This window comes from Mycolicibacterium aichiense, assembly GCF_010726245.1.
GTDB lineage: Bacteria > Actinomycetota > Actinomycetes > Mycobacteriales > Mycobacteriaceae > Mycobacterium > Mycobacterium aichiense.
The window spans coordinates 436,753-451,446 of sequence record NZ_AP022561.1 but is presented as its reverse complement, the minus strand read 5'-3'; the positions used below and the strand labels follow the sequence as shown (position 1 = coordinate 451,446).

The following is a 14,694-nucleotide window of genomic DNA, read 5'->3' as shown; positions in this document are numbered from 1 at the left end:
GTACCCCCAAACCCGCGGGCAACTGACAATTTCGCACTATGGACCGGTCAACGCAAACCGACCCTCGCTGCGCAATCTCTCAGATCCGAGGCCACGCTGACAACGCTTCGATCTGATTCGGGGGTTCCCCGACGTTCTCCACCAGGCGCGATAGCCGTCGACGGCCGCTGATTCTCAGTGCCGGCCGGGCCCCTCGGGTGCCGATCAGCGTGGGTGCAATCCCCACCCTCATCAACGCCGACGCCAGCGGGGAATGCGTGTCGGGGGCGTGCGGGTCGAGCCCGAGCAGATAGCGGTCGGCTTCGGGAATGCCTGCTGCCAGCGTCCAGGCCCGCAGCTCCCGCGCTCCGGGCAGCCACTGCGGCGGCACCGTCTTGACGGCCCCCCTGGTCCATGCGGCGGCGATTCCGGCCAGCCGTCCGTCCACCGCGGTGCGCACCAGCGGATTGTTCTCGTCGGTGCGGGTGATCTCGGCGGCGAGGCCGGTTTCGGTGATCATCTCCGCCAGCGCGTCGGCCCGCCACAGGTCGTCGACCACCACCGACAACCGTGCCCCACCGCCCACGACCACCACCTGTCCGGTGGCGGCGAGCAGCCCGGTGAGATCGGCGACCGCGGGGGGCACCGATTCAGCCGAGAAGAAGGACAGCTGGCTCACGAGTCGACAGTAAGGCAGTGGGAGACGAGCGGGACGCAGCCGAGCGCTACGACCGGCGACGGGCGTGGCGGACCCTGCGCGGGACAGCCACCAACGAAAGCACCCCCGAAGCCCGTCACCGGGACCCGGGGGTGTTTCGTGATGTCGTTGTTGATCAGACGGCGCGAACGCCTGTGGCCTGGGGGCCCTTGGGGCTCTGACCGACCTCGAACTCGACCCGTTGGTTCTCCTCAAGGGTGCGGAAGCCCGACCCCTGAATTTCCGTGTAGTGGACGAACACGTCGGCAGAGCCGTCCTCGGGTGCGATGAACCCGAAACCCTTCTCGGCGTTGAACCACTTCACAGTTCCCTGTGGCATCTTTCGTACTTTCCTTCTCTTCCAACCGGGAGCGGCCGACCGAGTTTTCGGCAGACCGGGCCCGTTCCGACCGCCATCCTTCGTGGAGTCGCCGGAACTCACCCGACCTACAACCCTCGCAGGAACCGCGATCGCAACGTCGATCCTGCGAGTGCTGACACACGAACACAGAAGCTGCGACCGCCCTTATCCAATCACGTCCAGAGCTGTTAGGACAGTCTCAGTGCTACTAACTGATGAACAATTCGATACAGGGGTGTACATCGCTTTTAGAAAGGGCCGATTTCAAATGGTGAGTTTCGGCAGCGAGCTGCTTAACGCGGCGGTCGCGGGTGCCGAATCATCGCCTGCTGCGCTGCTTCACGTCGCCGAGCTTCCCGCCCGGCAGGCGAGCGCGGCGGACTGGCCTGCCTGGGCTGATCCAGATGTGCTCCGCGCGTTCCATGATCACGGAATCGCCGAGCCGTGGTCGCATCAGGTGCAGGCCGCCGAGCTGGCGCACGCGGGCCGCCATGTCGTCATCAGCACCGGCACCGCATCGGGCAAGTCGCTGGCGTTCCAATTACCGATCATGGATGCGCTGGCACGTGATCCACGCGCCAGGGCACTTTATTTGTCACCCACCAAAGCACTCGGCCACGACCAATTGCGCACCGCCCATTCTTTGACCACTGCCGTGGCCGCGCTGGCCGACGTCGCACCCACCTCCTACGACGGCGACACACCGGTCGAGGTACGCAGATTCGCCCGCGAGCGGTCGCGCTGGTTGTTCTCCAATCCCGACATGATCCACCTGTCGTTGCTGCGCAACCATGCCCGGTGGGCGGTCTACCTGCGTGGGCTGCGCTACATCGTCGTCGACGAATGCCATTACTACCGAGGAATTTTCGGGTCCAACGTGGCCATGGTGTTACGACGGCTGCTGCGGCTGTGTCAGCGCTACGCCCCGGCCTCGGGACCCGGGCCGACGGTCATCTTCGCCAGCGCGACCACCGCGTCCCCCGGTGAGACTGCCGCCGAGTTGATCGGGCAGACCGTGACGGCGGTGACCGAGGACGGGTCACCGCACGGAGCGCGCACGGTGGCGCTGTGGGAGCCCGAACTGCGTACCGACCTGACGGGCGAAAACGGTGCTCCGGTGCGGCGTTCGGCCGGTGCCGAGACGGCTCGCATGATGGCCGATCTGGTTGCTGAGGGGGCGCGGACGTTGACGTTCGTCCGGTCGCGGCGGGGGGCTGAGCTGACCGCGCTCGGTGCCAGGGCGCGGCTGGAGGACATCGCCCCGCAGCTGATCGACACCGTGGCGTCCTATCGGGCCGGGTACCTCGCCGAGGACCGCCGGGAATTGGAGCGCGCCCTCACCGACGGCGAATTACGGGGGCTGGCCACCACGAACGCACTGGAGCTGGGGATCGATATCGCCGGGCTGGATGCCGTTCTGCTGGCGGGCTTTCCGGGGACGGTGGCGTCGTTCTGGCAGCAGGCCGGCCGGTCGGGGCGGCGCGGTCAGGGTGCGCTGGTGGTTCTTGTGGCACGCGACGACCCGTTGGACACCTACCTGGTGCACCACCCGGAGGCGTTGCTGGACAAGCCGGTTGAGCGGGTGGTGATCGACCCGACGAACCCCTACGTGGTGGGTCCACAGCTGCTGTGCGCGGCGACGGAGATGCCGCTGGAGGACGCGGAGGTACGGCGCTGGGAGGCCGAGCCGGTGGCAGCCGAGCTGGTCGACGACGGATTGCTGCGCCGGCGCGGCGGCAAGTATTTCCCCGCCGCCGGCCTGGATCCCCATCCGGCGGTGGACATCCGCGGTTCGGCCGGAGGCAGTATCGCGATCGTCGAGGCCGGGACGGGGCGGATGCTCGGCAGCGCCGACGCCGGCCAGGCGCCGGCGGCCGTTCACCCCGGCGCGGTGTATCTCCATCAGGGTGAGAGCTACCTCGTCGACTCGTTGAGCTTTTCCGACGGCGTGGCGTTCGTGCACGCCGAGGATCCCGGCTACACCACATTCGCCAGGGAGGTCACCGACATCGCGGTGACCGCAACGGGCGAGCGGGTGCACTACGGCCCGGTGACGCTGGGCCTGGTCCCGGTATCGGTGACCCACCGGGTGATCGGCTACCTACGCCGGCGGTTGTCCGGCGAGGTCATCGACTTCGTCGAATTGGACATGCCTGAGCACTGCCTGCCGACCACCGCGGTGATGTACACGATCACGCCGGAAGCGTTGGCGGACAGCGGGATCGGACAACTGCGCATACCGGGTTCGTTGCACGCCGCCGAGCATGCCGCGATCGGACTGCTGCCGCTGGTGGCCAGTTGCGACCGCGGCGACATCGGCGGCGTGTCCACCGCCGTCGGCGCCGACGGCCTGCCGACGGTGTTCGTCTACGACGGGCATCCTGGTGGCGCCGGCTTCGCCGAGCGCGGCTATCGTCTGGCCGGCACCTGGCTGGGCGCCACCGCGGCCGCGATCGAAGCGTGCGAATGCCCGCAGGGCTGTCCGTCATGTGTGCAGTCGCCCAAGTGTGGCAACGGGAATGACCCGCTGGACAAGTCCGGTGCTGTCGCGGTCCTCAGGCTCGTTCTCGCCCAGCTGGCTGCAGGCGGTGCTTGACCGGTGCGTGCCGACTGACCCCTCGAACAGCCGACACCCACGATGCAAGCACGCGCCACGGTGATGGCGCTGCACCCCCACTGCTGGAGGCGTTGCGACAGCCTGACATCACTGCCCGCGGCGAACGGCCGGACAACGCGATCCGTTCCCAACCCGACAGGTCGGGTAGGCGAAAAAATACCTAACCGCGATTGCGGCCGCAAGAGAATCGGCATCGCGGTGGTTTGCCGGACCAACTCATTGTTTTCCACCAGCGGATTCCAGCCGTCCGCCCCAAGCTCGTCCCAAGGTGCTCTCGTTAAACTGCCACCATGACGCCCGACTGGCTGCTGGTGGAGACACTCGGCACCGAACCGGTGGTGGTCGCGCAGGGCCGTCAGATGAAGAATCTGGTGCCCCTGGCCATCTACTTGCGACGCAACCCGCACCTGGCCGCCATCCAGACCGCCATCGCCGAAACCGTGGCGACCGGCAACAGCCTGGCCAGCATCACCCCGAAGAGCGACCGCGTGATCCGCACCGAACCCGTCCAGATGTCCGACGGTCGGATGCACGGTGTGCACGTCTGGATCGGCCCCGCCGACGCCGAGCCGCCGGAGCGGCCGATACCGGGGCCGTTGAAGTGGGACATGACTCTCGGGATCGCCACCGACACCGTCGAATCACTGGTGAACGCCGGGCTGGATCCCACCAAGGAGCCCACGCACGGCCGGGCCTTCGCCGAGGATCTGCCGTCGCGCAGCTTCAACCGCGACGAGGCCAAGGTGCTGGCCCTGGCGATCGATGCCGCACCTGGCCGAACATACTGCACCACTTGGACTTTCACCGATAGTAACGGCGAGACCATTCGGGCGGGCTTTGTGGCGCGCACCGCATCGGAGATGGCCGACGACGCCACCGAGCACCTCGTCGCCCGGGCGATGAACCTGCGCTGCGACCTCGACGATGGTGCACTGCCACCCGACCACCTGGCGCAACGCATTCTCGACGGGCTGTCGCAGCCGGGCGTCCACCGGGCCCTCGTCGACCTCAACACATGGAAGCTGCTGAAGTGGCTCGATGATCCGTGCCCGCACTACGACTGGCGTCAGAGCGTCCAATTTCACCCTGACGACCGCGACCTGCTCATTCCGATGGCGGACGACTTTGCGACCGGCAGCACCAGCCAGGTGTTGCGGTTGCCCGGGATGGACGGCGGCTGGGTGCCCATGCACGTCACCGTCAATCGCGTCGAGGTGGACAAGAACATCTTCGCCGGCCTGATCACCCTGCGGCTGCCCACCGCCGCGGAACTGTCGGCGGCGCGGCTGACCGCCGAGGGCACCTCAACCTCCTAGCCCAGATCAACCGGACCCGCCCGCGCCGCGGCGTGCGCGCGGCCCCCGAGAAGCCGTCCCGTCGCGACCTCGACATGAACCACGATGTCGAGCGTGTCGACGTCGCACCCGCTCAGTGCCGCGCCCATGGCGCGGCTGACCGCCGCGGCCTGCCGACACGCCGTCTCGGCTCCCTGCGGCAGCCACATGGCCGCGGCCAGCGCCGCCATGTCCGCGCCGGCCTGCGCCCGATGTCGTGCCACCACAGCGCTTCCGACCTGGACACCGGCCACGGTGATGGCCGCCAAGATGGCGATGAGCACCGCCGCCAGCACGGTCGCCACACCGTGCTCGTCACGCGCCAGGCTCGCCGGCCGCGACACCGTCGGCGGTGATGACGACGCCGGGCAGCAGCCGGGACCTGGCGGTGACCGTCGCGACGATGAAGCCCCCGTCGCGGCGGATCCGCAGTGTCGCTCCCGCCGGCCCGACCCACCGGGCAGCGGTGTCCGCGCCCGCCTCATCACCGCGGGCCGCCAACCGGGCTGCCTCGCGGGCGGCGTCGATGCAGCGCACCTGCATCGCGACCGCGGTGATTCCACTGGCGCAGACGACCAGGACCACCACCAGCGCGGCGATGGCCAGAGCTGCCTCGACCGTGGCGAAACCGCGGTCACTGCTTAGACCTTCGTGTTCAGCGCGCGGTTGATGATGTTGGTCAACGCCCCGACGATGGAGTCGCCGGTGACCACGCTGTAGAGGATCGCGCCGAACGCCGCGGCGGCGATCGTGCCGATCGCGTACTCGACTGTCGACATCCCGGCGTCGTCGACCGCCGCTATCATCATCCGGGCTTTCAGTTCTCGAAATACACTGCTGCTCAATTGTTTTCCTCCTGATCTCACAGAATTCCCGATGCGAACACATCACCGGCCAAGCCGGCCACCACCGGCACGATGCCCAGGCAGACGAATGCCGGCAGGAAGCACAGCCCCAGTGGTCCGGCGATCAGCACCGAGGCCCGCTCGGCGGCCGCCGCCGCGGTGTGGCCGGCGTCTTGCCGCGACTGCTCGGCGAGTTCGGCCACACCCTGTGCCAGTGCACTTCCCGACGACGCCGACCGGCGCGCCAGCCTGGCCAGGGCATCGGTGTCCTCGCCGGGCTGCGGGCACCAGGCGGTGTCGGCGTCGGCGCCCAGTGCCAACAGGTCCGCCGCGCGTCGCAGCACCGCACCGAGTCGCTCCGGTGCCGAGGGCGCCGTCGCCGCGGCCGCAGCGGACACCGACATGCCGCCCGCGAGGCATACCGCGAACACGTCGAGCGCCGACGCGGTCGCCAGCGGGTCAGTGCGCAGTCCGCTGCGGCGCACAGATGCAGACGTATCGGAGGCGCCCCTCATCCGGCGACGGATCACCAGCGGACCCGGTGTGACGAGCAGCGCAGCAGCCAACAGCACTGCAGCCGTGGTCATGTCAGCAGCCGATCGGTGATGCGGTCGGCCCACACCAGCCCCACACAGACCAGCGCCGCACCCACGACCAACAACCAGCCGCCCGCACCGCCGCCGAGGAGAAAGGCGACCGGATGCGCACCGACCAGCTCTCCGAGTAGGACCCCGAGCGCCGGCAGGCCGGCAAGGATGACCGCTGTCGCCCGCGCTCCTGCCAGGCCGGCGTCGACCCGCGCGGTGAACCGTTGTCGCTCAACGATGTCGCGGTGTGCGGTCCGGATCAGTGCCGCCATCGCCAGTCCGTGGTCGGCCGCCAGTTGCCAGCACACCGCAAGCCGCTCCCATTGCGCGGGAACCGATGTCGACTCTGCGAGTGCCCGCAGCCCGGTTCCGACGTCGGCGCCCAGTCCCGCGCGGGCCGCGACCGACTGCAATGCGGTTCCGATGGCGCCGCCGGATTCTCCTGCGGCGACAGCGAAGGCCCGCACCGGGTGCGCGCCCACACGCAGCTCGCCGGCCAGCGTCTCCAGCGCTGCCGCCAACGTATGGCCGGCCTCGCTACGGTCCCGGCGCCTCAGTCGACGGCGCCGCCGCTGACTCACCGTGACGCCCAGCATCACCGAGGCCACCAGCGCAGGGGGCGGCAGCGCCACCGCGACGACCACAAGAGACGCGACCAGCGCGGGCACCCGCACGCCGGATCGACGCGGCGCCAGGCCCAGCCGCGACCGCGGCGGTGGCGGTGCAGCCAGCACCGCCAGCCCCAAAAGCACAGCAGCGAAGGGTATTCCGGTCATTACCGCCGCCGCTGGTCGATCAGTGTCTGCAGGGGTTGTCGACCGCCCTGCCAACCCCGGTCGGCGTGCCACGCCGTCATCGCATGCACGCCGCCGCCGTCGCCCCGGCGCAGTACCGCGATCTCGGAGAGCCTGCGCGTTCCGTCGCGACGACGACCCACATGCACCACCGCCTGGACCGCCGCGGTCAGTTGGCTGTGCAACGCCGCGCGGTCCAGACCGCCCAGGGCCGCGAGTGCCTCCAGCCGGGCAGGCACCTCGGCCGGGCTGTTGGCGTGCACTGTCCCGGCACCGCCGTCGTGGCCGGTGTTCAGAGCGGTCAGCAGGTCGACGACCTCGGCGCCACGCACCTCGCCGACGACGATCCGGTCCGGCCGCATCCGCAGGGCCTGACGAACCAGCTGCCGCATCGTGACCTCGCCGGCGCCCTCCACGTTGGCTGCCCGCGCCACCAGCCGCACCAGGTGGGGGTGGCGGGGCGCTAGTTCTGGGGCATCTTCGACGCACACGATCCGCTCGCTGCCGTCTACCGCACCGAGCGCAGCGGCCAACAAAGTTGTCTTTCCTGCGCCGGTACCGCCGGAGACGAGAAACGCCAGCCGGGCGTCGATGATGCCGGCGAGCACGTCGGCGGCGTCAGGTGCGATCGCCCCTGCGGCGATCAGGGCGGCGAGATCCTGAGACGCGGGCCGCAAGACCCGCAGCGACAGACAGGTGCCTGCGACAGCGACCGGCGGCAGCACAGCGTGCAGTCGCACCGAGAACTCCCCGGTGCCAACCCCGGTCAGCTGCCCGTCAACCCATGGCTGTGCGTCGTCCAGTCGTCGTCCTGCGGCCACGGCGAGCCGCTGCGCCAGCCGGCGCACTGCGGCTTCGTCGGCGAATCGGACCGCGGCAGGGCGCAGGCCGGTGCCGTCGTCGACCCACACCGCGTCGGGTGCGGTGACCAGAACGTCGGTTGTTCCCGGTGCGCGCAGCAACGGCTCCAGCGGTCCGGCGCCGGTGAGCTCGGTCTGTAGGACCCGCAGGTTGGTCAGGACCTCGGTGTCCCCGAGCACTCCCCCGGATTCGGCGCGGATAGCGGCCGCAACAGCCGTCGGCCGCAAAGACGACGACTCGGCAGCCAGCCGCTCGCGGACCCGGTCGACCAGCGACGCGTTCATGCGGCGCGCACCTGTCCACCGGTCGTCAGGATCTCGAGCACCGCACGCGCAGCGGTACCGAGCGGGGAACGCCGCCGCATCCGCAGGCCGCCCCGCTCCAGCCGTTCGGCCAGCATCGGCTCGGGACGCATGGCGGCCAGAAGCGGCAGATCCGCGACCGCGGCGGCCTCCTCGGCGCGCAGCCCGCTCGGTGCCGGACCGCGCACCACCAGGCCGACGTTCGGGTTGACGCCGCGCAGCACCGGCGCCAGGGCCGCGGCCGCCGCGACGCCCCGGATGTCGCAGCTGGTGATCATCACCACCAGGTCGGCGGTGTCCAGTGCACAGGTGACCGCCCCGGTCATTCGCCGCGGTAGATCGCAGATCACCAGAATTCCGCCGCGTCGCCCGGCATCGACGACAGCCTCGACCGCTCCGGGTGCCATCTCCTGGCCGTGCCGATCGCCGGACAACACACTCACACCGTGGTGTCGCGGGAGCGCATCACGCACCGCCGACCAGGCCAATCGACCGCCCTGCAGGCTCAAATCGGGCCAGCGCAGCCCCGGCACGGCCTCACTTCCGATCACGAGGTCGATGCCGCCGCCCCATGGGTCGAGATCGACCAGCAGCGACGACGACGCCACCTGCGCCAAGGCCGCCGCGAACGTCGAGGCGCCGGCTCCGCCGCGGCCGCCGGTCACAGCGATCACCCGCCCGGTGCGCGGGCCGTCGCGAACCGACTCGGCGGCGTCAGCCAGATGCCGCACGAGCTCGGCGTCTTGGGCGGGAAGTGTGCAAACCTGCTGAGCGCCAACGGCCATGGCCGCTGCCCACACCGGTCCATGCGGGTCGGTCGGGCAGACCAGGATCACCCCGTCGCGCCTGGGCAGACCGTCTCGCTCACAGCTTCGCGCCGCGTCCTCATCGAGGATGACGGCGACGGCGGCCGACCACGTCTTGCGAGTGAGCGGCGCAGAAACCGCCATCGGGCGCAGGCCCACCGCGGCGGCGACCCGCTCGGCCTGTTCGCGTAACTCGGTGTCGCCGGCGAGGACGAGGACGACACCCGGACTGCTGCTCACCACGCAAGAGTCGGCGCTGCGACGCGCCGGCGCCAGTCGCCTCGGACGGATCTGGGGATAAACGCGGAACTGGGGAGTGACTACCGACACCAGGGCAGCGCACAAGTGATCCCGGCAACGTTTCTCAAGTTTGCCGGGATCGCCCGAGATTCTTTGTCGGAAAAAGGGACGACCCCCGCCAGGGGGGGAGGAGGCGGAGGTCGTCGTGTATCAGCCCCGGGGGGTCGGGCTGATGCACACCCGGCATAAGCCGAGTAATACTTACTATACACACGACGATGTGGAGTCGCGCAAGTGTTGCTACCAAGTCGAAACCATGTATTCGCTGTGAAAATGCAGGGTGCGACACGTGGCTTGGCCTGCCACTTTGCCCTCGCCTCCGAACCGGGGCGTCCGCCGCGCCTATCCTGAGAAGCGTGACCGACCCTGCCTCGGCCGCCGACCAGCTAATCCACGTTCGGCCGGAGCCCGCGACCGGGCTCAACTCTCGGACGGCGGCGTTCTTCGACCTCGACAAAACCGTCATTGCCAAGTCAAGCACGCTGGCTTTCAGCAAACCCTTCTTCGATCAGGGTCTGCTCAACCGGCGAGCGGTCCTGAAGTCGAGTTATGCGCAATTCCTCTTCCTGATGTCCGGCGCCGATCACGACCAGATGGACCGGATGCGCTCCTACGTCACCGCGATGTGCGCAGGCTGGGACGTCGAACAGGTGAGGGCCATCGTCACCGAGACGCTTCATGACATCGTCGACCCGCTGGTCTTTGCGGAAGCTGCCGAACTGATCGCAGACCACCGGCTGTGCGGCCGCGACGTCGTGATCGTCTCGGCCTCGGGCGAGGAGATCGTCGCACCGATCGCGCGTGCGCTGGGTGCCACGCATGCCATGGGAACCCGGATGGTCATCGAGGACGGCAAGTACACCGGCGAGGTTGCTTTCTACTGTTATGGCGAGGGAAAAGCCGCAGCCGTTCGCGAGCTGGCCGCGCTGGAGGGATACGCCCTCGAACACTGCTACGCGTACTCCGATTCGATCACCGACTTGCCGATGCTGAGGTCGGTCGGCCACCCAACCGTGGTCAATCCTGACCGCGCATTGCGCAAAGAAGCCACCGCGCAGGGCTGGCCGGTGCTGACGTTCCTGCGTCCGGTGCCGTTGCGCGACAGGATCCCGGCGCCGTCGGGCGCGGCGGTGGCGACGACGGCCGCGTTGGGAATCAGCGCGCTGGCCGCCGGCGCGCTGACGTATTCGGTGCTGCGCCGGTTGTCGTTCTAAACGCATCCAATTCGTTGCCGATTAGCCCCTTGCTGTGACCGTGGTCACGGAGTACAAAGGAAGGCACGGACGCCTGGCAAGGCCAAGATAGCGCCGGAAGAGAAGGCACTATCTCCCAAGCCAAGCGGCCCAGCACGGTTCCCGGCACCCACGCGGAGCACGCCGCGATAATGGCAGAAGTGTTGCGGGCCTGCGTAATTGCGAAGAGCGGACGGACAGAACGACCCCTTGGGTGGGGTTGTAAACGAACCGCAGCGCAAGACCGCCGAGGCCAACCCACGCAGCCCACCTCGCACGCTTGGTAACCGCGAAACCGTGCTAGCGGGCGGCGAGCCGAAGAGATTCGGATCGTCGCCCGCTTCGCTGTCCGGACCTACTTGGCGGCCGCGTCCGCGATCGATATCGCCTCTCGCGCACCGTCTTCCAGCGCCTGGCAGGACATCAGTAGCCAGGCCCCGACGGCTGACGGGTCGCCCGTCGCGAACGCCTGCGCGCGATCCCGGTACTCATCGGCGCGGCGCATCCAGTACACCTCCGGCACGCCCAGCCCGTGCGGGTCCAGACCGGTGGCCATGGTCACGAGCCGCGACACCGCGCGTGCCACCACCCCGTCCCCGGGGCCGAACGGCGCCAGTGCGAGCAGCTCGCCGTGAGCGACGGCGGCCAGCACCGGCGCCGGAGCCGAGCTGCCGCCGGTGGTCAGCCGGGTGACCAGATCCAGCCGCGCGGCCACCTCCGGATTCTGGCGCGGCCGGCCAAGAAGATCTCCGTCGGTCAGATCCGCCGCGGCCAGCGCGTGCAGCCGCGCCAGCGCTTGTAGCGGGGCGCGCTGCCACACCCCGACCAGGTTGGTGGTTCCACCCTCCAATGCCTGGCCGACGCGCAGGGCGCCGGCCAGCACCGGGTCGTTGGGCTCGGCACCGGAGGCATCCAATTGCACGGCGCCGCCGTCGAGAGCCGACGACGAACGCGCTCCGCGGATGGCTGACTCCGCCGCGGTCACCGGCCAGTTCCGCAGATTGGTGCGATGCCGGTGCGCCTTGGCCAAGGCTTCCCGGGCGGCCTCGGCGGCGTCGGCCACCCCGGGCAGAGTCATCAGCGGGGCCAGGACGTCACTCACGTTCGGTCACGCTATCCGATTCCCGCCTGCCGTTCGGCGCGCGGCAGTAACCGCCCGCCGACGATTGTGACGTGCCAACTCCGATGCAACGTTCGGTGACTACGCTCACAGACATGACCGAGGCGCACACCGAAGTTCAGTCAAGTTTCCCGGCGTCGGACGAATTCGCCGCCGCCGCCAACGCCACCGCCGCCCTCTACGACGAGGCCGAGGCGGACCGGTTGGCGTTCTGGGCAGACCAGGCCAACCGGCTGTCGTGGGAGACGCCCTTCACCGAGGTACTGGACTGGTCCGGCGCGCCGTTCGCGAAATGGTTCGTGGGCGGCAAGCTCAACGTCGCCTACAACTGCGTCGACCGGCACGTCGAGGCCGGCAACGGGGACCGCGTCGCCATTCACTGGGAGGGTGAACCGGTCGGCGACTCGCGGGTACTGACCTATGCCCAACTCAAGGACGAGGTCTGCAAGGCCGCCAACGCGCTGACCGACCTCGGGCTGGCCGCGGGCGACCGGGTGGCCATCTACATGCCGATGGTCCCGGAGGCCATCGTGGCGATGCTGGCCTGTGCGCGCCTGGGTGTGATGCACAGCGTGGTCTTCGCCGGCTTTTCGGCGGCCGCGCTGCGGGCCCGCGTGGAGGACGCCGAGGCCAAGGTCGTCATCACCACCGACGGGCAGTACCGGCGCGGAAAGGCGGTGTCGCTCAAGGAAGCTGTCGATGATGCGGTCGCCGGCCAGGATTGCGTTGAGCACGTTCTGGTGGTGCGCCGCACCGGCATCGACATCAGCTGGACCGACAACCGCGACCAGTGGTGGCACGAAGTCGTGGACTCCGCGTCGACCGAGCACACACCCGAAGCGTTCGACTCCGAGCATCCGCTGTTCCTGCTGTACACCTCCGGCACCACGGGTAAGCCGAAGGGGATCATGCACACCTCGGGTGGCTATCTGACGCAGGCGTCGTACACCCACTACAACGTGTTCGACATCAAGCCGGAGACCGACGTGTATTGGTGCACAGCCGATATCGGCTGGGTCACCGGCCACACCTACATCGTCTACGGGCCGCTGTCCAACGGCGCGACGCAGGTCGTCTACGAAGGAACTCCGGCCTCCCCCGATGAGCACCGTCATTTCCAGGTGATCGAAAAGTATGGTGTCACAATCTATTACACGGCACCTACGCTGATCCGCACGTTCATGAAGTGGGGTCGGGAGCTCGCGTTCGAACACGATCTGTCCAGCCTGCGGCTGCTCGGATCGGTCGGCGAACCCATCAACCCGGAGGCCTGGCGTTGGTACCGCCTGGTTTTCGGCGCCGACAAGACACCGATCGTCGACACCTGGTGGCAGACCGAGACCGGCGCGATCATGATCTCGCCGCTGCCCGGCGTGACGGACTGCAAGCCGGGTTCGGCGATGCGGGCGCTGCCCGGCATCTCGGCCAAGATCGTCGACGACGACGGAAATGAATTGGCGCCCAGCGTCGATGGCGGTGAGCACGTCACCGGGTATCTCGTGCTGGACAAGCCGTGGCCGTCGATGCTGCGTGGCATCTGGGGCGACCCGGAGCGGTTCAAGGAGACGTACTGGGCGCGCTTCGGCGAACAGGGCTGGTACTTCGCCGGCGACGGCGCCCGGTACGGCAGCGACGGCGAGGTGTGGGTGCTCGGCCGCATCGATGACGTGATGAACGTGTCAGGGCACCGGATTTCGACCGCCGAGGTGGAGTCAGCGCTCGTCGGGCACGCCGGAGTGGCCGAGGCTGCCGTCGTCGGCGCCACCGACGACCACACCGGGCAGGCGATCTGCGCGTTCGTCATCCTCAAGGCCCACCACGCCGAGATGCCGAATGATCAGATGGTCGACGAGTTGCGCGCCGAGGTGGCCAAGGAAATATCCCCGATCGCGAAGCCACGCGAAATCCATGTTGTCCCAGAGCTTCCCAAGACCCGCAGCGGCAAGATCATGCGACGGCTGCTGCGCGACGTCGCCGAGGGCCGCGAACTGGGCGACACCTCGACCCTGGTCGATCCGACGGTGTTCGAAGCGATCCGGGCCAGCAAGACCTGAGTCAGCCGACGTCGGCTGTCGGCACGAAACCGGTGCCGGGCCGGTTCTTGCCTGCGACATCGCCCAGGATCGCGTTGATCGACATCGTCACCGCGGGTGTGTGCAGCGGGATGAACTTGACCACGCAGGTGGGCAGGTCCTCGCTGAACGCGCCGTGGATCATGCCGACCAGCTTGTTGTTCACCGTGACCGGTGCACCGGAATCGCCGGGCTGTCCGCACACCTGGTTGACGATCGTGCCCGGGTCCTGGCCGGGGCCCCAGGTCACGCCGCACGAGTAGCCGGTGGTGCGGCCGAGCTTGCAGGCGACCTCACCGAACGTCGGATCCGGCCCGATGCCGTCGATGACGAAGCCCTTGTAGTTCGAGATCGGCTGCACCTTGGCAGGGTCGAACCGGATCACCGCGTAGTCCAGGCCGTCGTTGCCGGCGACCATGGTGCCGATCACGCCGTCGGCGGGCCGATCCTCGGAGGCCACCTGGGCGCCGGGGCCGCCGCAGTGCGCGGAGGTGAAGCCGATGAGCGCGCCGGTGTTGTCGTTGCCGATGGACGTCAGCGTGCAGTAGGTGTCGCCGTTGACGACGATCCCCGCCCCACCGCCCATGGGCACCTTGCCGTCGGCCGTCGCGACCGGTGCCACGCCGGCGATCAGGGCGACAAGGGCCATCAATGCGGCCCTCGCCGTCAGGCGCACACGCTGCGCGGTCGTCACTGGCAACCTCCATTCACCGTCCGCCCCGACAGGGCGAGTCTAGCCTGATCACACCCGTAACTTGCGTAACAGCTCAGTGGGTATCCCCGCTGC

General features: G+C 68.7%; 15 protein-coding genes. 4 read left to right on the top strand and 11 right to left on the bottom strand.

Annotated elements, in window-relative coordinates; genetic code table 11:
• Positions 1–79: 79 nt before the first annotated feature.
• On the bottom strand, positions 80–658 hold the full coding sequence (locus G6N32_RS02130; protein ID WP_115317564.1) for a hypothetical protein: 579 nt from the start codon (positions 656–658) through the stop codon (positions 80–82).
• Positions 659–812: 154 nt separating this feature from the next.
• Positions 813–1,016, bottom strand: a complete 204-nt coding sequence (locus G6N32_RS02125; RefSeq protein ID WP_005138711.1) for a cold-shock protein — start codon at positions 1,014–1,016, stop codon at positions 813–815.
• Between the two features lie 289 nt (positions 1,017–1,305).
• On the opposite strand from G6N32_RS02125, the gene G6N32_RS02120 reads away from it, so the two are divergent.
• Entirely contained in the window at positions 1,306–3,633 is a 2,328-nt protein-coding gene (locus G6N32_RS02120) for a DNA 3'-5' helicase SftH (protein ID WP_115317565.1), read from the top strand.
• A 311-nt stretch (positions 3,634–3,944) separates the two neighbouring features.
• Positions 3,945–4,970, top strand: a complete 1,026-nt coding sequence (locus tag G6N32_RS02115) for a PAS domain-containing protein (protein ID WP_115317566.1) — start codon at positions 3,945–3,947, stop codon at positions 4,968–4,970.
• On the opposite strand, the gene G6N32_RS28705 is transcribed toward G6N32_RS02115, so the two are convergent.
• Genes G6N32_RS28705 through ssd form a run of 7 tightly spaced genes read right to left on the bottom strand, consistent with a single transcriptional unit; the run spans position 4,967 to position 9,423 of the window.
• Positions 4,967–5,293: an Rv3654c family TadE-like protein gene (locus G6N32_RS28705; RefSeq protein WP_115318889.1), complete on the bottom strand. Its 327-nt coding sequence runs from the start codon at positions 5,291–5,293 to the stop codon at positions 4,967–4,969. The genes G6N32_RS02115 and G6N32_RS28705 overlap by 4 nt on opposite strands.
• 10 nt (positions 5,294–5,303) lie before the next feature.
• Complete coding sequence (locus G6N32_RS28700; RefSeq protein ID WP_115318890.1) at positions 5,304–5,594, bottom strand: TadE family type IV pilus minor pilin; 291 nt, start codon at positions 5,592–5,594, stop codon at positions 5,304–5,306.
• A gap of 35 nt (positions 5,595–5,629) precedes the next feature.
• Positions 5,630–5,797, bottom strand: a complete 168-nt coding sequence (locus tag G6N32_RS02100; protein WP_115317567.1) for a DUF4244 domain-containing protein — start codon at positions 5,795–5,797, stop codon at positions 5,630–5,632.
• Positions 5,798–5,850: 53 nt separating this feature from the next.
• Positions 5,851–6,420: a type II secretion system F family protein gene (locus G6N32_RS02095; protein ID WP_172507216.1), complete on the bottom strand. Its 570-nt coding sequence runs from the start codon at positions 6,418–6,420 to the stop codon at positions 5,851–5,853.
• Positions 6,417–7,196 (bottom strand): type II secretion system F family protein, encoded by a 780-nt coding sequence (locus G6N32_RS02090; RefSeq protein ID WP_115317568.1) that lies wholly within the window; start codon positions 7,194–7,196, stop codon positions 6,417–6,419. Before G6N32_RS02090 ends, G6N32_RS02095 begins: the two co-directional genes overlap by 4 nt.
• Positions 7,196–8,359: a TadA family conjugal transfer-associated ATPase gene (locus tag G6N32_RS02085; protein ID WP_115317569.1), complete on the bottom strand. Its 1,164-nt coding sequence runs from the start codon at positions 8,357–8,359 to the stop codon at positions 7,196–7,198. Before G6N32_RS02085 ends, G6N32_RS02090 begins: the two co-directional genes overlap by 1 nt.
• Positions 8,356–9,423, bottom strand: a complete 1,068-nt coding sequence (gene ssd, locus G6N32_RS02080; protein WP_172507217.1) for a septum site-determining protein Ssd — start codon at positions 9,421–9,423, stop codon at positions 8,356–8,358. Before ssd ends, G6N32_RS02085 begins: the two co-directional genes overlap by 4 nt.
• A gap of 449 nt (positions 9,424–9,872) precedes the next feature.
• On the opposite strand from ssd, the gene G6N32_RS02075 reads away from it, so the two are divergent.
• Positions 9,873–10,697, top strand: coding sequence for an HAD-IB family hydrolase (locus G6N32_RS02075; protein WP_115318892.1), 825 nt, complete (start codon positions 9,873–9,875; stop codon positions 10,695–10,697).
• Positions 10,698–11,070: 373 nt separating this feature from the next.
• Here G6N32_RS02075 and G6N32_RS02070 read toward each other — a convergent pair whose 3' ends face one another.
• Entirely contained in the window at positions 11,071–11,817 is a 747-nt protein-coding gene (locus G6N32_RS02070) for a Fic family protein (RefSeq protein ID WP_115317571.1), read from the bottom strand.
• Between the two features lie 113 nt (positions 11,818–11,930).
• Between G6N32_RS02070 and acs the strand changes: the two genes are divergently transcribed.
• The gene (acs, locus tag G6N32_RS02065; RefSeq protein ID WP_115317572.1) at positions 11,931–13,889 is read left to right on the top strand and encodes an acetate--CoA ligase; all 1,959 of its coding nucleotides are present in this window, start codon (positions 11,931–11,933) and stop codon (positions 13,887–13,889) included.
• A 1-nt stretch (position 13,890) separates the two neighbouring features.
• Here the strand turns inward: acs and G6N32_RS02060 are convergent, their stop codons facing one another.
• A complete protein-coding gene (locus G6N32_RS02060; protein WP_410432848.1) occupies positions 13,891–14,601 on the bottom strand; it encodes a S1 family peptidase in 711 nt (236 codons plus the stop codon).
• Positions 14,602–14,694 lie beyond the last annotated feature (93 nt).

Excerpts from the sequence above, each read along its gene's own strand:
- G6N32_RS02125 (WP_005138711.1), bottom strand. The coding sequence starts at position 1,016 with ATGCCACAGGGAACTGTGAAGTGGTTCAACGCCGAGAAGGGTTTCGGG.
- G6N32_RS02120 (WP_115317565.1), top strand. The coding sequence starts at position 1,306 with ATGGTGAGTTTCGGCAGCGAGCTGCTTAACGCGGCGGTCGCGGGTGCC.
- G6N32_RS02115 (WP_115317566.1), top strand. The coding sequence starts at position 3,945 with ATGACGCCCGACTGGCTGCTGGTGGAGACACTCGGCACCGAACCGGTG.
- G6N32_RS02100 (WP_115317567.1), bottom strand. The coding sequence starts at position 5,797 with ATGATGATAGCGGCGGTCGACGACGCCGGGATGTCGACAGTCGAGTAC.
- G6N32_RS02095 (WP_172507216.1), bottom strand. The coding sequence starts at position 6,420 with ATGACCACGGCTGCAGTGCTGTTGGCTGCTGCGCTGCTCGTCACACCG.
- G6N32_RS02090 (WP_115317568.1), bottom strand. The coding sequence starts at position 7,196 with ATGACCGGAATACCCTTCGCTGCTGTGCTTTTGGGGCTGGCGGTGCTG.
- G6N32_RS02085 (WP_115317569.1), bottom strand. The coding sequence starts at position 8,359 with ATGAACGCGTCGCTGGTCGACCGGGTCCGCGAGCGGCTGGCTGCCGAG.
- acs (WP_115317572.1), top strand. The coding sequence starts at position 11,931 with ATGACCGAGGCGCACACCGAAGTTCAGTCAAGTTTCCCGGCGTCGGAC.